Raw genomic sequence first — 26,659 nt, 5'->3', positions numbered from 1 at the left:
TTATTCCAGTATTTTTATAGAAACCCTTTCCTTCCCCTTATTCCACCAATTAAATTTGAAACACAAATGTACATTGCATTTCAATATAACAATAAAAGCTACAAAAGCAACGAATTTACTATTTTAAAGTTAAGTGTTTAACCTTGAAGTACTTAAATTCTTTTTTCCAGATAAAGCATACATTATATCTTGATGTTTTATTGTCCTTTTATAATTATGTGGTATCGGGAATTTATTTCGGTGTTCTTTTATTATAATTAAAGTTTGAAGTTCTATGTTCAATACTTTTGCGAGGACATGATAGTTATATCCATTGTTTAACAGAGAAATTATGTCATAAAACATAGTTTTTCCACCCACTAATTTTACTAATTTATTCTTTAACTCATCCCCTTTTTCTTTAGCTTCATCAATTTCTAACAACATAGATTTTTTATTTGTCTGCTTAATGTATTGAGTATACAACTCTGGGAATTCTTTTTGTACTTCTTTGTTTAATACTGGTTTATATTTAATCATATAAGTAACTTGTAACAATGAGCGTTTTAACAAACTATCTTCAATGAGATACGCTACTTTATTAAATAAATGGACATATTCCTCAATATTGGAATAACTATTAAAATGAGCTAATACTCTACTTTTTATACTAAAAGCCTTGCCTACATAAATAATATTGTCATTATAATCTTTAATGAAATAAATACCACTGTCAGATTTTTTCAATTTATTATCTAATTCTTCTATACTCATAAAATGCAATTCACTCATACTTCTCTCTCCTTAGCAGTTTTAAATCGTAAAAAACAAGCAAGGTTTCTAAAAAAGTACTTAGCTGCCCTAGCATCTCTTATTTTATCTCTTGCTAAATGTCAAAAAACTGTTTCTATGTTCCTCAACTATCAATATGATTATTAATAAAATTTTCTATCGTTATTATCTCGCAATTTTATCATGTAATTTCGAGATCGTTTCCTCATTTAAATTACTGTGTTTTATCGAATAAAGGAAATATATTACTACCCCAATAGTAATCCAAATACTAAAGTACACCCATGTCCTTAACGGTAAATTTAGCATTAAAAACACACAGCATACAATTGCAACGCATGGTAATACAGGTACAAAAGGTACCATAAATCCACGTTTTAAATTTGGGTGTGATTTACGTAGAATAATAACTGATAGACAAACTAACGCAAACGTCACCAAACTACCGATATTAACTAAATTAACTAATTCTTTCAAATCAATAAACCCAGCTATTATAGAGCTCCCTATTCCTGCCAATCCAGTTATAAAAGTGGGTGCTCCAGTTTTCTTATTAACTTTCGCAAATGATTTCGGTAACAATCCATCACGACTCATTGCAAAGAATACTCGTGTTGCCGCATACATATTGGAAAAAATAACAGCCATAAGGCCAATTACAGCACCTGCAGCAATTGCACCAGCGACTTTTCCTTGTCCTACAACTTCCATTACATAAGCCATCGCCTCAGGAACATTTAATTCTTTATAGGAAACCATTCCTGTCATAACAAGACATACCATAACATAAATAATTGTACATATGATTAATGATGCAATAATACCGATCGGAAGATTACGTTTCGGATCTTTTACTTCTTCTGCTGAAGTTGCTAATATATCAAAACCCGTAAAAGCGAATAAAATAGCTGCTCCACCCGTAAAAACTCCACTTAAACCGTATGGTGCAATTGGTATCCAGTTTATTGGTTTTACATAGAATATACCAACCGTAATAAACAACAAAATCATTCCAATTTTAATCAATACCATTGTATTATTGATTCGTTTACTTTCCCTCGTACCACGGGATAACATCCATGCTAATATCAATGTAATGATTACTGCTGGTAGATTCACAATACCACCATGCGAAGGAATCGTTACTAGAGCTTTAGGTATCTCTAATCCAAATCCCTTTATTAAATTGTGGAAATAGCCTGTCCATCCAGCAGCGACAGCCGCTGTTGCCACGATATATATCAATAGCAATGACCAACCTACTAGATGAGCAACAAACTCACCAATTGTTGCATATGAGTATGTATATACACTACCAGACGCCGGGAGTGTAGAAGCAATTTCCGCGTAACATAATGCTATAAATCCACATATAATTGCTGCAAGTATAAATGAAAAAACAACTGCTGGGCCAGCATTTCTTGCTGCTACTAATCCAGTTAACACAAGAACGCCCGTTCCAACTATCGAGCCTACCCCTAACATAATTAAATCAAATGCTCCTAATGTTTTCGTTAAAGTCTTGCTTTGATTATGCTCTAACAATTGTGTAACGGATTTCTTTTTTAGTAAATTACTCATATTTTCTGTATCCCCTTTAAAATAAGGTTTATTCTTCTCGTTAGTGTTGTATATAAATTTACTTAGTTATTAACTAGCCTCATAATATTTCTTTTACATTAAATAGATTTAAAATATTATATAAATTCGCTTCTCACTTACTAGTTAAACTAGACATTTCCATAGATTTTTGCGTACAACGTTTCATAGCTGAAATGATAGCTGTTCTTAAACCTTTTTCTTCTAGCGTTACTACAGCCTCTATCGTCGTTCCACCTGGAGAACAAACCATATCCTTCAATTCACCTGGATGTATTCCTGTTTCCAATACCATTTTTGCAGAACCTAATACAGCCTGAGCCGCAAATTTATAAGCTTGTTTTCTCGGCATACCGCCAAGTACAGCAGCATCTGCCATGGCTTCTATAAACATATACACATATGCTGGAGAAGAACCACTAATAGATGTAACAACATCCATTAGTTTTTCTATTTATGACCTCCGTCTGGCCGAAAATATTAAATATGTTCAGTACCTCTTTTATATCTTTTTCTGTAACCATTTCATTAAAACATAACGCAGACATTCCTTCTCCAACAAGTGCCGGTGTATTAGGCATTACTCTAACAACTTTTAACTTTCTACCAAATTCATTCTCAGTGCTCTTAATACTTTTCCCTGCAGCAATAGTTACAACGATTACATCATTTTTTATTTGATCTTTTATTTGGTTAATTACCGATGAGTATAAATCTGGTTTGATTGATAAAATTAAAATGTCAGCGCTGTTAGCGACTTCATTGTTGTTAGTAGTTATAGTTATGCCATATTCATTACTAGCATTTTTTAAATTAATGACATTTAAATCTGAACAAATTATTTGATCTGGAGAAACTATATTTTTTTTAATCATCCCACCTATCATAGCAATACCCATGTTTCCACATCCGATGAATCCTATTTGTTTATTCATAATAATTTGCTCTTGCTCCTTCTACTCTAAATTTTATTGATTTTGAAATTATTATTCTAAATAAGGGCTATTACAATTACTTGGTTTATCAATAGAATTTCAAAATTCTCCTTCCTATATAGAGCTTACATATACCTCTAATAACTTCTTTGCTTTCGCTGAATTTTGAGGTGTGGGTCTTACTGCCCGGCAAATAGCGGGATAAAATCATTTCTTTAATCTATAATAAGAAGGACATAAAAAAACAAAAAGTTACAAAAATTTTCAAATTAAAACTTTTATAACTTTTTGTTTTGATGTAAATATAATTTCAATTAAAGTATCTCATCGTTTTAAACTTGACGCTCCATAATCTTGTATAGTTACATTTATATGATATTTAATCGGTACTTTACTAAATGTTTGATCCCAATCTTTTTTAACTTTCTCCCATGTTCTCGGGTGTTTAATTCTTAATTGGTTGCCAAAACCCGCAATATCGACTTGATATTCTTTTTGTATTTTTTTTGTAACATGATGTACTAAGTGCTTTACTTCTTTTTCAATAGCTTTTTCTTCCCTTTTTAAAAATTTATTTTTAAATTTTTTTCCTGATTGCATCCAATTTTCAGACAAACGTCCTTCTGATTCAATGTTTACATCAAAGGAAATATTATTTCCATTAACATGTGGTATGATTTTGCTTTTTATTGACTTTATTTCGTATATAATGAGTTTCTTTGATTCTTTATCAAAAGTTTTTACCACACCACCATTCCTTTTTCCGTTTATCCATACTACTCCTTCCAATTCCTGTTCATTTAAAAAGCCCATCAACTTTTTTGTCTTCCCTTTAATTACAGCAGCTCCTGCAAATTTTGTTTCCCCTTTTATCGAGATTACATTTTGCAAAAGAAAACTGGACCCTGACCGCATCTTTCCTTCCAATTTAGCGAGCGATACAGGAGGTAAAATCCTTGTTGTTCTATTTCTATTATCTGCAATTCCAGACAAACGAAATGCTGGGATTTCTCCTTTTTTGTTTGATTCCAGTACCTCCTTCGCTAGACCCTTGCTAATTAAGAGCATACAGCTAAGCCGAACTTCATTGTCACGGAGATACTGTTCAAGTAATTGTTCTAAACTGAATGTACGTACAAGACTATCACTAATAACAATGTTTTTTAAATGTGGGCTGAACATTGTGCTCTCTCTTTTCAATGAAAACTCACGAACAATTTGATGAATGGAATCACCGGTCTCAGAAACATTTATATAACGTTTTTGTTGTCCATTTCCTTTACTTTGTGCTTGCGAACTAACAATTTGATAAGTAGCTGTTATAAGATTTCTTTTAGGATAACCTCCTTCCTCATCCTCTTTCTCAATTGTTGAATCCTTCCCTTTATCTAGTGCTATACCTGCAGTTAAACTCAACTCTTCTACTTCTTTACTGCTCCAACATCCTGTTAAAAATAGAAGCAAAAGCGTCCATAACAAAGTCAAATAGAACCGCATATAATTAAATTTATTTTTCACACTACTCCTCCTTTTAATCGCGTAATAATAAGAAGAAGCAGTGGCAGTAAACCAAATAAAAATAAAGCAGCATTACCGAGCATATCCCCCAATTTAAGCAAGTCATTTATATTTTTCGAAGTCATAGCAATGATGTAAATGATTGGAATCAAAGCAAAAATAAACGGATGAATTCTCTTTTTAAAGAGTTGTGCTAATCCTAATGCAGCTGCATAATAACTAATCGTATAGGTAGCAAATATTTGCATAATCCATATTACAAGCAATAAAGATTCAAAACGTTCAAATATCAATCCAGAAATTTCAAAACTGCGCATAAGATCAATTGTCGGCCATGTTCTTGTTACAACCCCATCAATTGATAATGCACCAATGACCATTACAACAGTTATTACATAAAAGATTAACGGAATAGAAATTCCAACTAAAATAGCTTTTACTGCTTTATTTCGTTGTTCCATAAATACCAAAAGAATTAACATAATTTCAGGACCTGTATATGCGAGAGACGTTGTTTTTATCCCATCTAATACTGGTTTAATTCCCAAACCTAATACGGGACGGAGATTATCTATCTCGAATATTCCGATGCTCATAAAGGAAATGATTAAAAAATAAAAACAGTAATAGGAAATATTATTTCAAACATCCGTGCAATTGAATTAATACCACTCATAATCAAATAGAGACCTATCCACATAAAAGGCATAACAATAGTCCATGTGGGGGTTCCTTCGAGCAAAAAAAAGCTTATTACTTCTGCCATTGAACGAATTTGAAATGCTGAAGTTGTAAGAAAATACCCTATAATAAGAAAACTAAGTAATCTGCCTATCCATTTCCCTACAATATCTTGACTGTATTGGTAAAATGTTTTTTCTGGAAACTGCTGACTTAATTTGACCATAATTACTCCTGAAACCATTGCCAGTATTCCACCTAATATCACACTTATCCATACATCTGGTGTTTTCACTTTTTCCACAGATGCTCTGGGCAGAGTGAGAATTCCTGTCCCAAGTATGTAATTTACAATAATAACAACTGCCTGTGAAGTTGTTATTCGGTCTTTAAGTTTAGTAATCACTGAAGGCCACTTCCTTTCGTCATCAGCTACCTTTTGCGGATATTTTTTTTGGTATGCATTATTTTCGGTCGACGTCTCATTATTTTTAATGGCATGCGAACCATAAAATCTTTCCAGTCACTGAATTGATATGGAACAGCAGGACTGGTATAAGGAACGCCAAAACTTTTCAGTTTCACTAAATGACTGCAAAGTAAAAGAAAGAAGAGAATAACTCCATACAAACCAAATATCGCAGCACAAAACATAGCTACAAAACGAAGAATGCGTAACGTAATTCCTACACTGTATTGCGGAATAGTAAAAGAAGAAATAGCTGTTACCGCAACAACGATAACCATTATTGGACTAACAATTCCTGCTTCTACGGCAGCCTGACCAATTATTAAACCGCCCACAATTCCCATTGCAGGTCCAATTGGTTTAGGCAGACGTAAACCTGCTTCTCGCAAAACTTCGATAGCTACTTCCATAATTAACGCTTCTATTAAAGCGGGAAAAGGGACTCCTTCTCGCGATCCGATAATAGAAATAGCGAGCTTAGTGGGAATTAATCCTAGATGAAATGAAATAAAAGAAATATACAGTGCTGGAGCAAATAATGAAACAAAAGCTGTCATGAAGCGTAATAAGCGGAGAAGCGTACCAGGAAGCCACCTTTCATAATAATCTTCTGGTGATTGCAGCAGCATACTAAATGTAACTGGAGCAATTAAAACAAATGGTGTTCCATCTAACAAAATAGCTACTCGACCTTCCATTAAAGCACTAATAACACGATCAGGTCGTTCTGTATTTTGAATCTGCGGAAAAGGACTGAGATAATTATCTTCAATAAGTTGCTCTATATAACCAGATTCGAGTACACTGTCTATGTCAATTTTCTGAATTCTGTTTTTTATTTCATCCACCAATTCTGTACTAGCAAGATCTTTAATAAATGCGACAACTAACTCTTTCTTTGCACGTTCTCCTACTGGTAGCTTTACTAATGATAAGTTCTCATCCGCACAGTGTCGTCGCAAAAGTGAGGTATTATCACTCAATACTTCAGTAAAACCGACCCGTGGCCCTCTGACTAATGCCTCCGATACTGGTTCTTCAATATTTCGTTTATTTGCTTTTGTTGTACCAAGAATAAACACATCTGCTAAACCATCAATTAAAAGAGCTGTTGAACCTATCAATACTTTGGGTATTAAATCTTTTATGTAATGGACTTCTGCTACTTCACTAATTGTAAGAACTTTATTTTTAATATATTCTTTTGAAACAGTCCCCTCCACATAAGAAGATTCATTTTTATATTCATCAGAAAAATCATCCATTAGTAATTTCATAATATGTTTGTCAATTATCTCTTTATCTGATAGGCCATCAACAAAAACGATCCCAGCCTGAATATCTGTGCGTCCAATATTAAACTTCCGAAAGCGAACATCAGAATTATGTCCGATTTGTTGCTTTATAAGTTCTAAGTTAGAGGCAAAATCATTTGTGAAATGAACGATTGCATTTTGAGATGGTTTATGCTCTTGTTTCGTTTTACTTTGAATATTATTTTTTTTCACTTGTTTGTCTCTTGACTTCCACCAACTCATTCTTCCCACTCTTTCTCTGACATACGAACCCAATGAAAAAATCTTGAGATAGTATACGGAATTAAAAACAAGATAAAAGCTTGTACAAAGACTTTCCAATCTGGAAGATAAGAAGTAATTATGTTCCACATTTTTATCACCCAATTTATATACTCTGCTAGGATTGAGATTTCTAAAAAACGATATGTACTTAATAAAAAATAACTATAAGATTAAAGAGCAGAAAAGCGAGACATTATGCTTATTTAGCACCAATAACCTAGTTAGTATAAAAACATTTCTGACCTAAAATACCATTTCCAATTATAATTTGTTAAATATTATCTCCTTTTCCCTTATTTATATGCCCGCATTTGAATTTCAAATAATATAAGGATCAATGATATTTCCTCTTAAAGAAAAAAAGATGCTAGAAGATAGCATCTTTTTTTTAAATTCAACTTACTATGTAGTTATATTTTATTTTGGAAATACTCGTTTTTAAATGAATATTAATGTGTAAAAAATACATATTCTTTTGTTCTAAGTTCATACACTTCTACCAAATCGATACGGAATTTTCTGATTTTAAAACTAATATGAAATAAAGGAAAATCCTCTCTTAGAAAAACTATATAAAACCAATAACATGAAAACAATTATCAATCTATTAATCGAAAATAATAATTAGCAAGCATTTATCATCTTAATTCCAGGTGTATTCGTTTTGCTTCAAAATAAAGAACTTGAATAAATTTTTTCGTATCAATACGAGCAGGTAATGTTGGTTCATTATTCAATTCTGTCATCTTTCTCCTTACGGTAGTAAAATCAAAAAATCTAGAAGCATAATTTTCGAACTTCGGGTTTAAAAAATCAGTAAGTCCAAGGGATGCTAAATGGTTTAATGATTGATAAATTGCTCTCCGAATCCGTTGTTTGGAAGCTTCTATGAACCTTTTTAATTCGGCATCTTCAGCTGAATCCCCAAGTTTTTTTTGAGCCAAATTCATAAAAATCTCTTTTAGTGAGGGAAAGCCTTGTTCCAACGTGTTATCTTGTTCATATTTATATAAATAATCTAGCATATCCATTAAATCTTTACTTCCACTTTCACTGGCTATTCCTAATTCAGACAAAAGAAAATGAATGGAATTTTGAAAATGATTAAAAGTATTTAAATGTTTTTCATTACGGTATTTTTCTTGCGCACTTGAATTACTATCCAATTTTAGTACCATATTAAGCGATTCTTGAATGTTTTTTATCGATTTTTCCAAACGAATTCGTTCAATGACTTTCCGAACAACTGTTAATACTTCAATCCGGTTAATTGGCTTAATAATATAGTATTCAACACCAAGCGAATAAGCTTCAGCAATTAATTCTTTTGATTCTACTTGAGAGACCATGATGATTTTCCCTTTAAACAAAGGTTTTATTTGACGGATTGTTTTTATTCCATCTTGAATCGGCATTAACAAATCGATAAATAAAATGTCTATATTTTTAAGGATTAGCATTTGTTGCTCTAAAGATAAACCATCCTCAGCTTCTCCTATAACCTCCCCAAGGTCTTCATCCTCGATAATTTGAGCCAACATTGAGCGAACCGCTTTTTCATCATCTACTATATAAAAATACATAGAATCACCCTTTCGAAATTATATGATCAATCCCTAATCTAATTATAAAAATTGATCCTTTTCCTTCGGTTCTGTCCTCAAGCGTAACATCACCTTCAAGTTGTTCGACCATTTCTTTAACATACGATAATCCGATACCTGTCGATGGGTTGCCTAAATCATCATATTTAGAAGTAAACCCAGGCTCAAAAATTGAATCTTTATATTTTGAAGAAATACCAGGACCATTATCGCCTATTTGAAATTCAACAAAATGGTGGTCTTTATTAATGTCAATTGTGATGGTTCCCATACCTTGGATAGCTTCTACAGCGTTTGTAACGATATTATTTATAATAGATAAGATTGTGTAAATATGATAATGAGAATGCACACCATCAATTTTACACACAAATTGGATGTCTTTCTCTAGCAACCGTGCATATTTCGTATTTGCCCGTATAATGATATTTACTAGTTCATGTACAGACATATAATCTGTAAAACTTTCATCAGAAATTAGTTTTGAAAGTCCCGCAAAAATACGTTGGTTATCCTTTTTAACGTCATGGACCTCACCAGCAATTTGTAATGCCTGTTGCCTTAAATCCCCAAACTGAAAATCCATCTGTTTGTGCTCAAAAGAGTCTAAGGTTTTATATAAATCATAGGATTTTTTTGTTATATTCTCAGCATCTTGTAATGTTTTTTTTAAATGAACAGCATCTTCATATAAATTAGAGATAAGCATGAGCATGTGTTCATTTTGCTTCTTTATATGTCTCTCCCTTGATTGCGCTTCATACAATTTCATCATATTGAAAAAGCTTAGAACTATAAAACTATGGGAACATGCGATAACAATAATCTCATTTATTGCCTCGGATGTGATCGATGTTTTTAATACGAAATATTGAATCATTAATTCCACACAGTCTGACAGTATTTCAATCATGCAACCAATAAAACCAATCATTAGTGGTTGATGATAAAAACGTTTGATTTTTGCTAAATGAAAGAGATACGAATAAGTAAAATAAAAGAAAAAACTAGGATAGTGAGTATGAAAAGCGGCTAGCCAATCCATATTTCCCTTTATAATGACATCCATTGAGATACGAAATACTACAACGACTATCGCTGTTAAAAAACCCGGTAAAAATGCTGGAATTCGTCGAAACAATAACAAAAAAAAGAAAAATGTTGGTGCGCCAAAGCTCATTCTAAATGTTTCATTTAAAGGAAATGACTTTATTTCACCTACTAAGGGTACTGTAACTATCATTAAAACGAGAATATAGATGTCTTTTTTTACTAAATTACTAAGATTCAAAATAATCACTTCTCACTTTCGCCTAACAGTCAGTATACAAACCTATTTGCATTAATACAATACTTACTCTATTTTTTTCAAAAACTGATAAATAAGATATAAACGAAAGCATTATAGATTGTGAGTATTCATTACACCCTTCTACTTTAGAAAGATACTTTATAACTCAAAAATGTTCAGACACAATATAAGGTCTGAACACTTTTGGACTCGCTCTAACACCAAAATATCTGTGCTCCTTTTTAAAATATACTTAAATCCCATTCTTTTGCAATATGTTCTAACAACATAATTCCTGGTAAACTATTCCCATATTCATCAATGGCTGGTCCGTAAATACCAATACCACATCCATCTTGGAACGATAAATCCTTCCTAGATTTTGAGGGAACAAGTGTCATAATTCCGCCCGATACCCCACTCTTAGCTGGTAATCCAATGAAAGCAGCAAATTTTCCAGAAGCATTGTACATTCCACAAGTTAGCATTAAAGCTTTTGTTAACCTAGCTACTTCTTTAGGGAGCACTTGTTCTTTGCGAATAGGATGATATCCATCATGTGCTAGTATAAGCCCTATTAAGGCAATATCTTCTGTATTTATTTCAATCGAACATTGTTTTAGGTAAACCTCTAGTGTCTCCTCCACATCTGATTCTAGAAAACCATTCTCCTTTAAATAGTATGCTAATGCTCTATTACGATGAGCCGTTTCCCATTCTGATTGAAATACTATTTCATTAATAGCGGGACGCTTCTCTATCATTTTTTCAATTAATACGTATAGAGATTCTAATTTTTCTTGCACCGATGTCCCTGGCAAAAGTGAAGCTATCGTAATCGCTCCAGCATTGATCATAGGATTAAAAGGTTTTCCTGGTTTATGTATCTCTAAACGAATAATTGAATTAAAGGCATCTCCAGTTGGCTCTACGTCAACTCGTTCTAATACATAAGAAATACCGCGACTTAAACAAGCGGCTATAAAACCGATTACTTTTGATATACTTTGTAATGTGAAAGGTATCTCCCAATCTCCTGATTTTATCATTGTTCCATCTGGCTTTACTATACAAATACCTAACTGCGATACATTTATTTCCCCCAGAGCGGGAATATAACTGGCGCTTCGTCCCTTAGCTGCATACGCTCGATAATGAGCTACCCATTGATCTAAGCAAACTTTTTCTTGACCCTCAACTTGAACGCTAGAATCCTTTATCATTTAATCATATTCCCCCGTACTATTAACTTTATATAGAATGATTTTTTCTTTACTATAATCAATAATATTTGCACTAGAACCAAGAAAAATATTCAGACATATTGCAGTCTGAATATCCTTCTTATTACACACTTTTCTTTTTTGAAGTTTTCTCATAACTATCCCAACATTCAATATTTTTAAGCCCTTTAATGTTTTCTTTATAAAAAATAGGATCTTTACCAGCTTTTTTCTGGTTTATATAATCTTGTAACGCCGCAAATGCTACTTTTGAAAGTAAGGTAATAGCAATTAAATTAATAATAACCATAAAGCCCATAAATAAGTCCGCTAAATCCCATACAATTTGAATCTTTGCAACAGAACCAAATACAATCATAGCCAACACACTTATTCTGTATATCATTAACCACACTTTACTTGTATGTAAGAAGCGAATATTTGTTTCACCATAATAATAGTTGCCAATCAACGCACCAAATCCAAATAAAAAAACAAAGATAGCAAGACAACCTGATGCCCAAGGACCTATGTGTTCACTTAATGCTGCTTGTGTAAGTGCAATACCATTTAACCCCGGTTGTTTATATGCATCAGACAGTAAAATAATAAAGGCAGTGCTAGTACAAATGATCAGTGTATCCGTTAATACACCAAATGCTTGAATCAGTCCTTGTTTCACCGGATGACTTGTTGTTGCTGTTGCGGCAACGTTTGGTGCACTTCCCATACCAGCTTCATTTGAGAATAAACCGCGTTTAACTCCATTCATAAGTGCTGCACCAATTGAACCGCCTGCTATTTGTTTAAAACCAAATGCGTTTTGAACAATAAGAGAAAGAACTTCCGGCATTTTTGATATGTTGGTAACTACAACAAATAATGCAACTCCAATGTATAATACCGCTAAAAATACCACCTTGTATTCAGCCATTTTTGCAATACGTTGTACACCACCAAAAATAATCGCAGCGAAAGCAATAGCCATGATTATCCCAACTGTTAGACGATCTGTACCAAATGAGTTTTGAAAAGCAATTGTAACTGTATTTGATTGTACTGAATTGAATACAAGACCAAAAGTAATTGTGATTAAAATAGAGAATAATACTCCCATCCAACGTTTATTCAACCCTTTTTCCATATAATAGGATGGACCACCCCGGAAACCAGTTTTATCTTTTACTTTATATATCTGTGCTAATGTGCTTTCGACAAAACTGGAGGCCGAGCTAATAATAGAAATAATCCACATCCAAAATACAGCTCCAGGACCACCTAATGCAATTGCAATCGCAATTCCTGTGATATTCCCTGTTCCAACGCGGGCTGCCATACCAATACAAAACGCTTGAAAAGGAGAGATTTGATCTTTAGAACCACTTTTCCCCTCCATTAATACACGGACCATCTCTTTTAACATTCGAAACTGTACAAAATTCAATTTAAATGTAAAATAAATTCCGCAAATAACAAGCATAATAATTAACAATTTAGACCATAAAAAATCATTTGTTGATCCGACTAACTCTACAAAAAATCTTTCCATATTATCACTCCATACCAAAAATTTATCTATCATAATCTATATAAAATCACCTATATTCCTTGGCATAAATACCTCATTCATATTCAAATACAACAAGGATAAAAATTTTCTATATTAATAGAATTGGCCTGTTTAAACAAACATCGCAACACGCAACTACAAAACTGAATTTTCTAAAAACTTACCATTTATACACAAGATGCTCTATCCCCTTCTGCAAAACTAATATTCTTATCCACTAATGTTGTTGTACTATTATGTTTGTTTCGTTTACCGGTGATTTACATTTTAATCATAATAATCAATAGTGATTAACTGGTTTTTTGTTAATTTTCTTAAGAACATGGAAATATCTCCTTTCTTACTACTAATCTCAAAAATAGGCTAGGTAAAAATTTCACGAAAAATCTATAAAGCGCTTTCAATCTTTAACTAAGAGAAGTTTGTCTTTAATTTATAATTAAAAGTACAGAATGTTACGAAAAAGTACAGATTTTTATAAAAACAAAAAATTTTTTAAGATTTTTCATCTAAAAAAACAGTGAGATTTTGTGAATTTTATACAGTATCCAAACGTCGCAGATTTTGTTCTATCTATCCTTTGACAAGTCTCTATTTTCTTCATATAAACATGCATACTTTTTCTCTTTTAGAAGTTCATATAAATTATTTGAAATCAAGAATCAACGGAATATTATAGGAATATTTAAAAAATAAAACATTTAATTTATTTATGGTATCATACAAAAAACATTTGTTTTCTCAATTAATCCCCCTAGTTGGATTCGTCTATATTGCACATATTTACAACATGAAAGACACTAAGAAAAAAAGGATTTTGTTGAAGGGATGAAACATTACAAAACTCTTATTTAGGACCTTATGTCACCCTCTTTTCTAGCAATATCGAGTTATCCCAAAAAACGTATATTTACTAACATAAATTACAGGTGGTGTATTGTGAAAGAAATAGTATTTGTTCAAAATAAAAAAAGACTCCTTATGAAATTCGAATTTTTAAAAAAGGATTTAGTACTTACCATTTCACTGATACTAGCAATTGTCAGCTGCTTAATACATTCGCCAAAGATCGAATATATTAACTTTGAAGTGTTAATTAGCTTATTTAATCTGATGGTAGCCATTAAGGCCTTGGAACAGCTAAAGATATTAGACAAACTTGCCGTTGCGATTTTAAATAAATGCAATAACAGCAGGTCAATATCTATTATTCTAATTTTGTTATGCTTTATTTGCTCCATGTTTGTAACAAATGATGTTGCTCTCCTCACTTTTGTACCAATAACACTTGTCATTAGTAAAAAAACACAAATGAACATGATGGATACAATCATCCTGCAGACAATTGCGGCAAACATCGGTAGTAGCTTGATGCCTATGGGAAACCCACAAAATTTATACCTATATTCTTACTATGGAATTAAGCTCATCCCATTTTTAGGTTCAATCCTGCTTTTAGCTGTACTTGGAATTAGTTTGTTATTTATATTTACTCAAAAACTTCAAAAAACAGATTTGAAAATAGAACTACCTGTTATTACCGTGAAAAATCGAAAAAAAGCTACCGTCTGGATTTTGATACTTATTACTATCATTGCATCTATTTTTGGTGTTATTAATTATTACATTGCGCTAATAGTCACACTGATAGCAGCATTTACGTTAGATAGAAACTTACTATTTAAGATCGATTACTTTCTTCTAATAACCTTTGTCTGTTTTTTATTTTTATCGGAAACATTTCCCATTCCGATGCACTGGGGACATTTGCTCGCGCTAATTTAAGAGGAGATACTTCAGTCTTCTTTAGTTCCATATTTTTGAGTCAATTGATTAGCAATTTTCCTACTTCAATTCTTCTATCAAACTTTACTTCTGATTGGAAAGCTTTATTACTAGGAGTAAATATTGGAGGGCTTGGAACAATTATCGCATCTTTAGCCAGTGTAATCTCCTATAAACTATTCATTCAGGCCAATGTTAAAGAGAGTAAGGCGTATTTAATTAAATTTAGCATTTACAACTTTGCATTTTTAATCATACTTACATGTATACAATACTTTATCTTTAAATTTCTAAAAATTTTTTAAAAAATTGATTCCTTTAGAAAAACCCAAATTTCTCAGCATTAAATTGAGAAATTTGGGTTTTAATATAGGTATGTTTAAAGAGCTACAACAAAGTTACCATCAATTTAATATTTTGAGATGTTCTCACAGTGAAAATCTTTTAGCTTTTACGTTGTTTATTAGATTTCAGTTCATTTTTGAAGTCTTCTTCACAAAATCCTTAATGTCCCTCAATTTTTTCCCGCTAATATTATCTTTGATGGTTGAATCTAGTTCAATTTCTAATTTTGCAAATGCTGCTCCTACACAATTATAGATACTTAATCCCTCTATACTCTTTCAAGCGGTAATCCATTCCGATAGAAATTACAAATGACAAAATTTATCCGTTTTTCCTACTTGCTAAATTCAGCAAGTAAAATGTTTTTAAAAACTTCTGGGTTATTAAGGTTTAAACTGTTCGAATTGATAGCGAGTGTATGTTTACCTCCAAGTGTTCCACCAGCAAAAGTGGAAAACCCTGGAACGGCCCCCCTGTGTCCCCATACCGAGACACCGTTCGGAAGCTTAATTTCAAGTATTCCAAGACCATATCCGGTTCCCTCTCTATTTGTAGGAACTGTAGTAAGCATTTGTTTTAACTGCTGTTCCTTCAGTAATTTGCCACCTAGTAAGCAAGAGAAGAATTTGTTTAAGTCGTCAGCAGTAGAAATCACATCTCCATCCGAGCTACCTGGGTTAATATAAGTAACATCTTTTAGCTCACTCGCTCCGTCTAGTTGCAAATAGCCACGGGCATGCTTGGTGCCTGGAATCACGCTTGAATTACCAGGTAGAAATGTATTTGACAAATCAAGCGGTTCAATAATCCGATTTTCAACCTCTTCCGCATAGCTGTTTCCTGTTACTTTTTCAATAAGGATTCCTAGTATTACATATCCTGTATTTGAATAAGACCAACCCTTTCCTGGGGCAAAGTCTGGGGGAAGTGAAATCCCCATCTTTACAAATTCTTCAGCCGTATACGATTTTTTTATATCCGTAATATCAAAGTCTTTTGAATTTATATAGTCAGCAATACCACTTGTATGATTCAATATTTGCCGGATCGTAATCTGGTTACCATCATATCCATTTCCTTGAATAACACCAGGTAACCATTTTTCAATGGAGTCGTCTAGATTCAAACGGTTCTCTCCAGATAATTGAAGTAGAACTGTTGCAATGAACGTTTTCGTCACACTGCCAATGCGAAAGCGAAAATCTGCTTTCATTGGTTTCTTAGTTTTCAGATCCGCTACCCCAGCTGTATAACTCCAAGTTTTACCCCCCTTAGAAATTTTAGCGAGTATTCCCGGGTATCCAAGTTGCAGTTCATCTCGCATTGCTTTCTTAACGGAAGTACGATCGCTTTGCGTACTTGTTTGTAACGAACTAGATACATTTTGCGTAGATTCTGCTTTTACAACTGATGTTGGTGTTATGTATAACAGGGAACTTCCACCTATTAAAAGTGCTAGACTTGCAGATGTAATTTTACTGCGTGTTTTCATAAAAAATTCCTCTTTTCTATTTAAATTGTATTGATGGCTGATAGCTGTCTCATATACTAATCACACAGCTATCAACTCTCCCAATGATAAAAGTCAACACTGAATTTGCAATCAACGTACTAATCATTATTTTCACAAACACCATTGTGTTCTAACAATCTCTAAATCACTCTTTTTCCACATACATATTAACCATAGAAATTACTTCTTTTCCTTAAAACACTCTTGTTACTGATTATTTGTTTTATATGTAGGCCGTACTTGTTCCCCCCTTCATGCCTCCTTATATTTTTATCCTACACAATGAAAATCTCTTTTTTCTTACCTATTCCTTACAAATTCCTTACATACAAAATCACTTCTACAATAGGATTGAAGTAGCATCTGTGCCCGAAAGCGCAAAAAACACCGATGCTTTTCGCTTCAGTGTTTTTGCGCTTTACATATTGTAAGATTCGTTTTACTCTTAACAGGTTAAACTGCTGATTTTTTCTAATGCGATTATTCTTCTTGTTATATAAAACAAATTTCATTGTGTTATATGACACACTATGAAATTTGTCATTACGGCACATGATTCTAAATTTATTGATGTACTTGAGATGGACTCACTTTTTGAATTTGAACAAGTATATCAAACGCTTTACCTAATGATATATCAACAGTTTTTGGTATATCAGGCCCTTCGGTAGTTATTCCAGCGAAAATTGGATGTTGTTCGTTTAACCAAGTTTTTGTCACGCCGTTCGCCTTACGTAAATCAATAAAAAATTGATCTTTTTTGACCTGTCCAAAAATGTAGTTATAACTGTTTGGATCATCCGATTTTAATGTTCCATAGGGGCCAAATTCACCATTGCTATTCTTCACATTGTATTGTCCTTCATAAACTGACGTTCCAATAGATACGTACCGTTTTCCGTAATATTCTGCTAAATGCTGCCCTGCTACTTTAGGGTATATAAAAGAAAGCATATTTGTTTTCGAAACGTGTCCATTATGTCCCCATACAATGGTTTTTCCTAAATGTTCTTCAGTCCACTTCGCATTTTCATACAATGCAATATCATGTTTCAAATAAAAATCCGCTGGTTTATCAGGAGGTGTCGCTAACATTGTAGTAAACTGTTCAATAATACGAGCATTTTGCTTTATCCATACGAACTCTTTAGATTTCCCATTTAAATGACTTTTATTTTCCTCTAATAAAGCACTAATTTGTTTAGCATCTAAAACATACTTTTCTTTTTCTTCTTTCGTAAGGCTTTCAAAAGTATTCATATCCTTTGTTACAGGAATAAGCCCTTTTATCTTCTCTTCTACTCTAGGCAACAGTTTTGAATTGTTCGCTTTAATATATTCTATTATATTATTATAAACATTTTCGTTTACTGATTGAATGTCCATCCCGATGACACGTACTTTCGATTTATGTTTTGGATTAGCATTATATTGCCGAATCCAATCAAGTAAATCTAGCATTTCTTTCGTCTTAAATACAGGTGTTAGATGTTGGTTTGGGTTTCCCTTACCAGTAAGAACATATCGATCAAGTTCCAAGGCCCTGTCCCATCCCTCTTCTAAAACTAGATTGGTAAAGCCCTTTTCAGATACTAAATACTTAACAATGCGGTGTTTCATCGTAAAAACTTCATGAGCCCCATGCGTAGCTTCACCTAAACCTACAATTGAAGCTGAACCTACCATATCCTTAAGTGGTTTCAAATCATTAAGAGATGCAGTTGGATTAGTTGTTTTTAAAGGCTTTGCATGTGCTTCTAACCATTTCGCTATTTGATTTGTATTATAGGGAGCTGTAACAGAAACCTCTGTTTTCGAATCTGCATAAGTATTTCCTACAAAATGAGTCATTGTTATAGCAGAAGCAACAATTGCAATAATTATTTTCTTTTTCATAAAAAACCTCCTGAAATATTTACTTATAGCTTTTTGACATACTCTGCCAACTTCCGTTTAAAACATTCATTTTCTTATTACTGTTAAGATACATTTATTCTAGTTCCTAAAACTCACTTATTTCTTAATAGGTTCTTAAGAAATTCTTAATTCACTTATACAAATATAAAACTAAATAAGCTTCAATTCATTGTATTGTAAATTCCTCATTGCATAACATTATAATGTACAGATATCCGTTATAAATGATGTTATCTAAAGTATTCAATTTCAGTATGTATTATTAACGTAGTTAATATATGGTTAATATGAAGTTCCAAATTTTGATTGTTTGTAGTCTCTTTATCATAGAGTTAATTTAGGGGTTATTTTTTGTTCACTTCATTTTTTTCGGCACTCTGCATCTAGACGGTATACCCATTGGCCACAGTTAGACTATTTCAAATCAAAAAAAATAGATTACCTGCACACTAAAGAGTATAGCGCACAGGTAATCTAGTTGTTTTTGAGATTAATAAAAACCTAATTTATCTTTTGGATTCTTCCATCAATAATAGACTGAATTGGTTCTTTTGATTTTTTTATATAATCTACTAATGCTTCAAAATCAGTTGGTCCTGTTTCAGCATCTTTACCGTTTTTAAAAGATACAAATCCATCTCCCCCTGAAGCTAAAAATGCGTTAGCAACGACGCTGTAAGTTTTAGAAGGAATAATTTCTTCTCCATTCGTTAAGCGAATACTTGTTACTTTTTCTCCATTGGGCTTGTTCGCATCCCAAGTGTATTGGATTCCTGAAATTTGAAGCATTCTTGTTATGTCTTTTTGCCATTGTTGATTTAAAATATCACGAATGTCTTGACCTGTTAAATTTACTTTTATTAATTGATTTCCGAATGGTTGAATACCATATATCTCTCCCCATGTAATATCACCAGCATCTAAGTCATTACGAATACCACCAGGATTCATAAGTGCAATTTGGGATTGCATTGTTGTACGCTGGGCATCAGCAACTAAATTTCCAAGAGTAGATTCACCAGCCGTATTGAGTTTGCGATCTAGTGGCGCAATAGACTTACCTACAACTTCATTAACAAGAGGTGCGATTTTTGCTTGATATTTCTCCATCTTCTTCTTTATTTTTTTATCAGGCTCTATGCCTTCATGATAAGTTGTAACAATTTCTGCTTTTTTCTCAACAATATCTTGTGTTTTACGATCAATCTTTACATCAACATCAGCAAAAGCCATACCATATGAATTTGCTTGTACGACAAGTTTATTATTAACAGTTCCATTTACATAAGTGTGGCTATGGCCACCAAAAATAACATCGACTTCTGGATCAGTCTCATTTGCTAATCGGACGATATCACCATTTGTTACGCCGTTCCCATCTGTTATACCTCCGTTATGTGCAAGAACAACGATAGATTTAACGCCTAGTTTTTTTAATTGCTTTACGGATTTGTTAATAGCTTCAACTTCATCTGTAATTTCTACATTCTTTAGCATAGTAGGCATAACAAGGTTAGGAACATCCGTTGTTACGACTCCGATAAATCCAACAGGAACTCCTTGTACCTTTTTTATAGTGAATGGTGGTAAAAATAAACGACCGGTGGATTTATTATAGAAATTTGCAGCAACATATGGGAATTTTGCTCCTTTAAAATTCCCTGTTTTCTCATGGTATCCACCATAAATAAGGCGGTTCATTTCTTCAACACCTTCATCAAATTCATGATTCCCTATCGTTCCAACATCGAATTTCAAATCATTTAGAAATTCAATCGTAGGTTCGTCTTGTAATAATGCTGAAACAGGAGTACTTGCTCCAACAACATCTCCAGCATGTACCTTTAATGTATTCGGATTTTGTTTTTCACGATCACGTAAATAAGCCCCTAAGTACTCAATTCCCCCTGCATCTTTATTGTTAATTTTTTTTACAGTGTCTAGTTGCCCATGAAAATCGTTAATACCGAGCATTTGTACATCTATGTAGCGGTTTGATTCTGTACTTGCTTGGGCTGAAGGCATAGCAAATACACTAGTAAAAGTAACTGTACTTAATGCTAAAGCAACTGGAATGATTTTTTTCAACATAAAATTTCTCTCCCCTAATTAAAATCTGACATAATACGATGTTATTTTAATATATTAAGAGAATTATTTCTATAAAAATTCAACTAATTATAAAAATTAATAAGATTTTATTGTTTTCTGACAAAACATTTCTTTATTTTGAGGATTATTCAAAATATTATCTTGATAGTAATATAACAATACTTCTAAGAAATCTAAAAAACTCTAATCAATATATTTTAGCTGTTAAGAAGAGTATTCAATCTAAAATTAATGGAGATTTATCAACCTAACATCTCAATATCACCATTAAAAAGATGCTCCTGGATTTATCCAAGAGCATCTTTTATAAAGCTTTATTTTTTACTTGTTTATAATTTATTAATTAACAATTATATAGTTGTAATTAGTCCTTTAAAAATGATAGGAGTGCTTCATTAAATTCTTTGGCATGCGTTGCATTTAGCCCATGTGGACCACCCTTTATTAACGTTACTTTAGAATTAGGAATTGCTTCATGTGTTAATTTCCCACTATATTCATAGGGTACAGTTGCATCAGAATCACCGTGAATAATAAGAGTAGGTATATTAAACTTCTCCAAGTCTTTTCTAAAATCTGTCTTACTAAAGGCGGTAATACAATCAAGTGTTCCTTTAGGTGATGCACTGGCTGCAATATCCCAATTATATAAACGGAATGGCTCACTAACTAAATCTGTTCGATTACCAGCCGCGAAAAATCCCTTAGTAAATTCATCAAGAAATGCAAGGCGGTCATTAATCACACCACTTTTGAACGCTTCAATTGTTGCATCATCTAATGCCCCTTCAGGATGATCCTCTGATTTGTATAAATATGGAGGTACTGCTCCAGCAAAAACAGCCTTTTCAATACGATCTGTTCCATACGTACTAATATACCGGGCTACTTCGCCTCCACCCATAGAAAAACCAACAAGTGTGACATTTTGAAGCTCTAAATGTTCTAATAGTTGATGTAAATCAGAAGTAAAGGTATCATATTCATACCCTTCCCACGGCTGAGATGATTTTCCAAATCCTCGACGATCATATGTTATAACTCTGTATCCAGCCTCAACAAGAGCGGGAACTTGGTATTCCCAAGATCGACCACTTAACGGCCAACCATGAATTAGTACAACTGGTTTTCCTGTGCCATAATCCTCATAATATATCTCAATTGGTTCTTGATTTTCGGTTCCTACAGTAATTTTAGCCATGCTTCTACCTCCAAAAAATATTCTAATATGTATCCTTTTCTTCAATAATCCGGATGAATGTCATAACCTATTCATGCACGTTTATGTTGTGAACTCTAAGTATGAAACTCTATTGTCCCAATGCATTCATTTTCTCCTTTTGGACAATTCCCCCTCTAATACCTTTTTCACCACAATATAATTTCTGAACATTCCTCATATTCAATTATAATAACAAAAATAGGTGACTATCAATATTGTTCTATCTATAGGATGTATAGGTAAAACCAATCTATTTTATAGTGAAAACAACTATAGTTACGACCTATACAAATTATAGATAATTTAGAATTGATTAACGATTCGATTTTCAAATACTATAAATTTGTATAGCACTTCATGTTCTGTGAATGCTACTATAACCAATATTATTGGTCAGCTTAGTTATAAACGAAGAAACTTATAATAAAACTTTCTTCGATTACTTAATTTTTAGGAGGAATACATAATGACTGATCTCTATTCTCGTATTAACAAAGATGATGCTGTCGTGCTTTTAGTAGATCATCAAACTGGTCTTATGTCTGGACTAGTACGTGACTATGGTGTTGATGAATTCAAGAACAATGTTTTAGCTCTTGCTCATACTGCTAAGTTTTTTGATTTACCAGTTATTTTAACAACAAGTTTTGAAAACGGGCCTAATGGACCTTTAATGCAAGAATTGGTTGATCTCTTTCCTCATGCACCAAAAATAGCTCGACCTGGACAAATTAACGCATGGGATAATGATGATTTTGTAAAAGCAATCGAAGACACTGGAAAAAAACAACTTATCATCGCAGGCGTAGTTACGGACGTTTGTGTTGCTTTCCCGGCACTGTCCGCTATAAAAGCTGGATATGAAGTATTTGCTGTTACTGATGCTTCAGGAACTTTCAGTAAACAAGTTGCAGATGCTGCCAATACTCGTATGGCACATAGTGGTGTGCAACTTATGAACTGGTTTAGCGTAGCTTGCGAATTACAACGCGATTGGCGCAACGATGTCGAAGGTTTTGGCAATTTGCTTGCTAGCAATCTTCCAGGCTATCAAAATATAATTGGAAGCTATATGGGAGCTCAGCGCGATCTTAGTAAACAAAATGCATAAAGTGAAACTTTAATCAGTGGGGGTTTTGTTCATCCCCCACTGATTATTAGTTGAACCAATCGGGCTTTTACAGGCAGTTGATCCCCCACCTAACTTCTTTGCTTCCGCTGAATTTTGAGGTGGGGGTCTTACTGCCCGTTAATGCGGGATAAATGTATTTCAAAGAAATAGCTTTAAATCACTTTCAAAAAAATGGATAGTATACATTTAGTGCTGATTAAATCAGCACTCTCTTTTAATTTAAAAGGTATAGCAAAAATTTTATTTTTACGATTACAATTTTAAACAATTAAAAAAGGAGCGTTTTATTATGAGTAATTTAGAATTGTTAAATCCGGAGAACAGTGCATTAATTTTGATTGATTTTCAACCTCAAATGACTTTTGGAGTTGCAAGTATTGATAGACAAACATTAATTAATAACGTTATGCTACTTGCTAAATCAGCAAAAACTTTTAACGTACCTACTATTCTTACTACAGTTGAGACACGCAGCTTTTCTGGTTATTTTTGGCCACAAATTCTTGATATATTCCCAAACCATGAAATTATAGAACGCAGTTCAATGAACTCTTGGGAAGATCCAAAATTTGTTGAAGCAGTTAAAGCAACAGGTAGAAAGAAATTAATATTTGCAGCACTTTGGACTGAAGTTTGCCTTGCATTCCCTGTGCTTGAAGCAATGAAAGCTGGCTATGAAGTGTATGCAGTTGATGATGCTTCAGGTGGTACTAGTCTGACAGCACATAACGCTGCTATGCGTCGTGTAGAACAAGCTGGTGCAATTCCAGTGACAGCAATTCAAGTTTTACTTGAATACCAACGTGACTGGGCACACAAAGACACTTATGATGCTGTAATGGAAATTGTAAAGGAGCACACTGGCGCTTATGGTCAAGGAGTAGAATACGCATATACTATGGTGCACGGCGCGCTTCCAAGCAGGAAAATATGAAACAAGAAGGAGTAGCTGTCGAAGAGACTTATACAGGGAACACGATGGATGCTGCTGATCCAGTAACAACGATTGTTACATGGGAAATTCAACAAGGTAAAGAAAAACAGTTTGAAACATGGAGACATGAAATCGAAGCTGCCGCTACTAAATTCCCAGGGCATTTAGGTGTAAATCTAATAGTTCCAAATAACGAATCGAGAGAGTATACTGTTATTTTTCGATTTGATACGTATGAGCATCTACGTGCTTGGCAAGAATCAGACATTCGCCGGGATTTGTTAAAAACGGCAGAACAATTTCAAGCTACTAATCCAAGTTACAAAACTGAAAGTAGTTTGGCTTATTGGTTTGTTACTCCGAAAACGCCAGTTCCACCGCCAAAATGGAAAATGTCTATCGTTACCCTTCTGGGTGTATGGCCTCTTAGCATGTTAGTTCCTAAAGTGATAGGACCTATTATAAAACATATGAATCCTATTATGTCCGCTTTTTTCGTTTCTGTATGTACAGTGTCCTTGCTATCATGGGTAGTCATGCCGATTTTCGGTAAATTATTTCATCCATGGTTACAAAATAATAGAAAGTAGACGAGGTGTGAACATGACTTTACCGGATATGATCTTATATAACGGAAAAATTACTACCCTTGACCCTTCTCAGCCTGAGGTATCTGCTATCGCCATAACTGATGGTTTAGTCACTGCAGTAGGTGGAGATGAGCTTCTTAATAGTGCCACGGAAAAAACAAAGAAAATAGACCTTAAAAGAAAGAGAGCTATTCCAGGCCTGAATGACTCTCATATACACGTTATTCGTGGTGGTCTACATTATAATATGGAATTACGTTGGGAAGGCGTGCCATCACTTTTTATTGCTCTAGAAATGCTCAAAGAACAGGCAAGGCGTACACCTGCTCCTCAGTGGGTAAGGGTAGTTGGAGGTTGGTCTGAATTTCAATTTAAAGAGAGACGGTTGCCAACTTTGGAAGAAATTAATGCCGTTTCTGAAGACACTCCTGTATTTGTGCTACATCTTTACGATAGAGCACTTGTAAATCGTGCTGGGCTGCATGCACTGGGATATACAAAAGATACACCAGACCCTCCAGGCTGCTTAATTGAGCGGGATAAACGAGGTAATCCAACGGGCCTTTTAATTGCGAATCCTAACGCTTCTATTCTTTATTCAAGTTTGGGTAAAGCACCAGCACTTAATTTTGACGACCAGATTAATTCAACTCGCCATTTTATGCGCGAATTAAATAGATTAGGTATTACAAGTGCTATTGACGCAGGTGGTGGATTCCAAAATTATCCTGATGATTACAAAGTTGTTGAACATTTAGCCGAGAAGGAACAATTAACTTTGCGTATTGCTTATAATCTATTTACGCAGAATCCAAATCATGAATATGAAGACTTTGCTTCATGGGCAAAAATTGTTTCTCCAGGTCAAGGAACTGATAAGTATAAAATGAATGGTGCCGGAGAGATGTTAGTATTCTCAGCAGCCGATTTTGAAAAATTTCAAATGCCACGGCCTGAACTAGCTACGATGATGGAAGCTGACTTAAAGAAAGTAATTTCTCTATTGGTGGAAAACCGTTGGCCCTTCCGTTTACATGCAACTTATGATGAGTCAATCACACGTTTCTTAAATGTATTCGAGGAAGTTAACAGTGAAATTCCTTTTAATGGTCTACGATGGTGGTTTGATCATGCAGAAACAATCTCAGATCGTAGCATGGAACGTGTTAAGGCTTTAAATGGCGGTATTGCCATCCAAGACCGCATGGCTTTTCAAGGTGAATACTTTGTTGATTTATACGGAAAGGAAGCTGCAAAGTGTACTCCTCCGATTTATCGTATGTTAGACCTTGGTATACCTGTTGGCGCCGGTAGTGATGCAACTAGAGTTTCCAGCTATAACCCTTGGGTCGCTCTTTATTGGATGGTTGCCGGAAAAACCATTGGTGGACTTTCGATATACGATGAAAAAATAAACTGGATAGAAAAGTAGCCCTGGAATTATATTCAAAAGGAAGTGCGTGGTTCTCTGGTGATGAAGGTAAAAAAGGAACCCTTGCAGTAGGTCAGTTTGCTGATCTTGCTGTATTGTCTGCTGACTACTTTACTGTGCCAGAAGAAGAAATCAAAAACCTTGAATCATTACTCACAATTATGGGCGGACAGGTTGTGTATGGAAATGATGAATTTAAAAATTTATCACCTGAATTGCCGCCAGCATCACCTGACTGGTCACCGACGGGAGTTTATGGTTATGGCGGTGCTAACCTAGCCAACACTATACTTTCTCACGATGCCCATGATAACAAGTTACATAGTTGCAGTAACCCTCTCCATCAACACACTCATACCGTAATAGGAAAAGATGGAACTAAATGGGGTATTGGTTGTACTTGCTTTGCTTTCTAAATCAAAACCACCGGTATAAT

At 33.7% G+C, this 26,659-nt stretch carries 15 protein-coding genes and 5 pseudogenes; 5 read left to right on the top strand and 15 right to left on the bottom strand.

The window, feature by feature from the left end:
* Nucleotides 1–129: 129 nt before the first annotated feature.
* The 10 genes and pseudogenes from HMPREF1014_RS09085 to HMPREF1014_RS09040 form a co-directional block, all read right to left on the bottom strand.
* A complete protein-coding gene (locus HMPREF1014_RS09085) occupies nucleotides 130–771 on the bottom strand; it encodes a GIY-YIG nuclease family protein (RefSeq protein WP_001292158.1) in 642 nt (213 codons plus the stop codon).
* Between the two features lie 165 nt (nucleotides 772–936).
* Nucleotides 937–2,352: an amino acid permease gene (locus HMPREF1014_RS09080; RefSeq protein ID WP_000067452.1), complete on the bottom strand. Its 1,416-nt coding sequence runs from the start codon at nucleotides 2,350–2,352 to the stop codon at nucleotides 937–939.
* 133 nt (nucleotides 2,353–2,485) lie between these two features.
* A pseudogene (proC, locus tag HMPREF1014_RS09075) lies at nucleotides 2,486–3,305 on the bottom strand (pyrroline-5-carboxylate reductase).
* A 324-nt stretch (nucleotides 3,306–3,629) separates the two neighbouring features.
* Nucleotides 3,630–4,823: a Ger(x)C family spore germination protein gene (locus HMPREF1014_RS09070; protein ID WP_000790801.1), complete on the bottom strand. Its 1,194-nt coding sequence runs from the start codon at nucleotides 4,821–4,823 to the stop codon at nucleotides 3,630–3,632.
* Nucleotides 4,820–5,910, bottom strand: a pseudogene (locus HMPREF1014_RS09065) (spore germination protein). Before HMPREF1014_RS09065 ends, HMPREF1014_RS09070 begins: the two are co-directional and overlap by 4 nt.
* A 26-nt stretch (nucleotides 5,911–5,936) precedes the next feature.
* A complete protein-coding gene (locus tag HMPREF1014_RS09060) occupies nucleotides 5,937–7,511 on the bottom strand; it encodes a spore germination protein (RefSeq protein WP_000119221.1) in 1,575 nt (524 codons plus the stop codon).
* A gap of 680 nt (nucleotides 7,512–8,191) precedes the next feature.
* Entirely contained in the window at nucleotides 8,192–9,136 is a 945-nt protein-coding gene (locus HMPREF1014_RS09055) for a response regulator (RefSeq protein WP_000274072.1), read from the bottom strand.
* A 4-nt stretch (nucleotides 9,137–9,140) separates the two neighbouring features.
* Complete coding sequence (locus HMPREF1014_RS09050; protein ID WP_009326737.1) at nucleotides 9,141–10,457, bottom strand: sensor histidine kinase; 1,317 nt, start codon at nucleotides 10,455–10,457, stop codon at nucleotides 9,141–9,143.
* 233 nt (nucleotides 10,458–10,690) lie between these two features.
* Entirely contained in the window at nucleotides 10,691–11,671 is a 981-nt protein-coding gene (gene glsA / locus HMPREF1014_RS09045; RefSeq protein ID WP_000588648.1) for a glutaminase GlsA, read from the bottom strand.
* Nucleotides 11,672–11,795: 124 nt separating this feature from the next.
* Nucleotides 11,796–13,220 carry an alanine/glycine:cation symporter family protein gene (locus tag HMPREF1014_RS09040; protein WP_000439284.1) on the bottom strand — a complete coding sequence of 475 codons (1,425 nt, stop codon included), beginning with the start codon at nucleotides 13,218–13,220 and terminating at the stop codon, nucleotides 11,796–11,798.
* A 960-nt stretch (nucleotides 13,221–14,180) separates the two neighbouring features.
* Here HMPREF1014_RS09040 and HMPREF1014_RS09035 point away from each other — a divergent pair.
* A pseudogene (locus HMPREF1014_RS09035) lies at nucleotides 14,181–15,331 on the top strand (anion transporter).
* 165 nt (nucleotides 15,332–15,496) lie between these two features.
* Here the strand turns inward: HMPREF1014_RS09035 and HMPREF1014_RS09030 are convergent.
* The 5 genes and pseudogenes from HMPREF1014_RS09030 to HMPREF1014_RS09010 form a co-directional block, all read right to left on the bottom strand.
* A pseudogene (locus HMPREF1014_RS09030) lies at nucleotides 15,497–15,595 on the bottom strand (cytochrome P450); the annotation flags it as partial.
* Nucleotides 15,596–15,705: 110 nt separating this feature from the next.
* Nucleotides 15,706–16,863: a serine hydrolase domain-containing protein gene (locus HMPREF1014_RS09025; RefSeq protein WP_000857815.1), complete on the bottom strand. Its 1,158-nt coding sequence runs from the start codon at nucleotides 16,861–16,863 to the stop codon at nucleotides 15,706–15,708.
* Between the two features lie 585 nt (nucleotides 16,864–17,448).
* On the bottom strand, nucleotides 17,449–18,780 hold the full coding sequence (locus HMPREF1014_RS09020; RefSeq protein WP_000726831.1) for an erythromycin esterase family protein: 1,332 nt from the start codon (nucleotides 18,778–18,780) through the stop codon (nucleotides 17,449–17,451).
* Between the two features lie 522 nt (nucleotides 18,781–19,302).
* The gene (locus tag HMPREF1014_RS09015; RefSeq protein WP_000913791.1) at nucleotides 19,303–20,892 is read right to left on the bottom strand and encodes a bifunctional metallophosphatase/5'-nucleotidase; all 1,590 of its coding nucleotides are present in this window, start codon (nucleotides 20,890–20,892) and stop codon (nucleotides 19,303–19,305) included.
* A gap of 385 nt (nucleotides 20,893–21,277) precedes the next feature.
* Complete coding sequence (locus HMPREF1014_RS09010) at nucleotides 21,278–22,114, bottom strand: bromoperoxidase (protein WP_001074330.1); 837 nt, start codon at nucleotides 22,112–22,114, stop codon at nucleotides 21,278–21,280.
* A gap of 487 nt (nucleotides 22,115–22,601) precedes the next feature.
* Between HMPREF1014_RS09010 and ycaC the strand changes: the two genes are divergently transcribed.
* The 4 genes and pseudogenes from ycaC (at nucleotide 22,602) to HMPREF1014_RS08985 (ending at nucleotide 26,639) form a co-directional block, all read left to right on the top strand.
* Nucleotides 22,602–23,246, top strand: a complete 645-nt coding sequence (gene ycaC, locus HMPREF1014_RS09005) for an isochorismate family cysteine hydrolase YcaC (protein ID WP_000131210.1) — start codon at nucleotides 22,602–22,604, stop codon at nucleotides 23,244–23,246.
* Between the two features lie 310 nt (nucleotides 23,247–23,556).
* On the top strand, nucleotides 23,557–24,201 hold the full coding sequence (locus tag HMPREF1014_RS08995; RefSeq protein ID WP_000067163.1) for a hydrolase: 645 nt from the start codon (nucleotides 23,557–23,559) through the stop codon (nucleotides 24,199–24,201).
* Entirely contained in the window at nucleotides 24,198–24,791 is a 594-nt protein-coding gene (locus HMPREF1014_RS08990) for an antibiotic biosynthesis monooxygenase (protein WP_000806848.1), read from the top strand. The genes HMPREF1014_RS08995 and HMPREF1014_RS08990 overlap by 4 nt, the downstream gene beginning before the upstream one ends.
* Before the next feature lie 13 nt (nucleotides 24,792–24,804).
* Nucleotides 24,805–26,639 (top strand): annotated as a pseudogene (locus tag HMPREF1014_RS08985) (amidohydrolase).
* The last annotated feature ends 20 nt before the right edge of the window (nucleotides 26,640–26,659 follow it).

The sequence above is a fragment of the Bacillus sp. 7_6_55CFAA_CT2 genome (genome assembly GCF_000238655.1).
In the GTDB taxonomy this organism is placed as follows: Bacteria; Bacillota; Bacilli; order Bacillales; family Bacillaceae_G; genus Bacillus_A; species Bacillus_A cereus.
This window is presented reverse-complemented; position numbering and strand designations above follow the sequence as displayed.

What these genes read in the sequence shown, in the direction of transcription:
- HMPREF1014_RS09085 (WP_001292158.1), bottom strand. Translation starts at nt 771, where the DNA reads ATGAGTGAATTGCATTTTATGAGTATAGAAGAATTAGATAATAAATTG.
- HMPREF1014_RS09080 (WP_000067452.1), bottom strand. Translation starts at nt 2,352, where the DNA reads ATGAGTAATTTACTAAAAAAGAAATCCGTTACACAATTGTTAGAGCAT.
- HMPREF1014_RS09060 (WP_000119221.1), bottom strand. Translation starts at nt 7,511, where the DNA reads ATGAGTTGGTGGAAGTCAAGAGACAAACAAGTGAAAAAAAATAATATT.
- HMPREF1014_RS09055 (WP_000274072.1), bottom strand. Translation starts at nt 9,136, where the DNA reads ATGTATTTTTATATAGTAGATGATGAAAAAGCGGTTCGCTCAATGTTG.
- glsA (WP_000588648.1), bottom strand. Translation starts at nt 11,671, where the DNA reads ATGATAAAGGATTCTAGCGTTCAAGTTGAGGGTCAAGAAAAAGTTTGC.
- HMPREF1014_RS09040 (WP_000439284.1), bottom strand. Translation starts at nt 13,220, where the DNA reads ATGGAAAGATTTTTTGTAGAGTTAGTCGGATCAACAAATGATTTTTTA.
- HMPREF1014_RS09025 (WP_000857815.1), bottom strand. Translation starts at nt 16,863, where the DNA reads ATGAAAACACGCAGTAAAATTACATCTGCAAGTCTAGCACTTTTAATA.
- HMPREF1014_RS09020 (WP_000726831.1), bottom strand. Translation starts at nt 18,780, where the DNA reads ATGAAAAAGAAAATAATTATTGCAATTGTTGCTTCTGCTATAACAATG.
- HMPREF1014_RS09015 (WP_000913791.1), bottom strand. Translation starts at nt 20,892, where the DNA reads ATGTTGAAAAAAATCATTCCAGTTGCTTTAGCATTAAGTACAGTTACT.
- HMPREF1014_RS09010 (WP_001074330.1), bottom strand. Translation starts at nt 22,114, where the DNA reads ATGGCTAAAATTACTGTAGGAACCGAAAATCAAGAACCAATTGAGATA.
- ycaC (WP_000131210.1), top strand. Translation starts at nt 22,602, where the DNA reads ATGACTGATCTCTATTCTCGTATTAACAAAGATGATGCTGTCGTGCTT.
- HMPREF1014_RS08995 (WP_000067163.1), top strand. Translation starts at nt 23,557, where the DNA reads ATGAGTAATTTAGAATTGTTAAATCCGGAGAACAGTGCATTAATTTTG.
- HMPREF1014_RS08990 (WP_000806848.1), top strand. Translation starts at nt 24,198, where the DNA reads ATGAAACAAGAAGGAGTAGCTGTCGAAGAGACTTATACAGGGAACACG.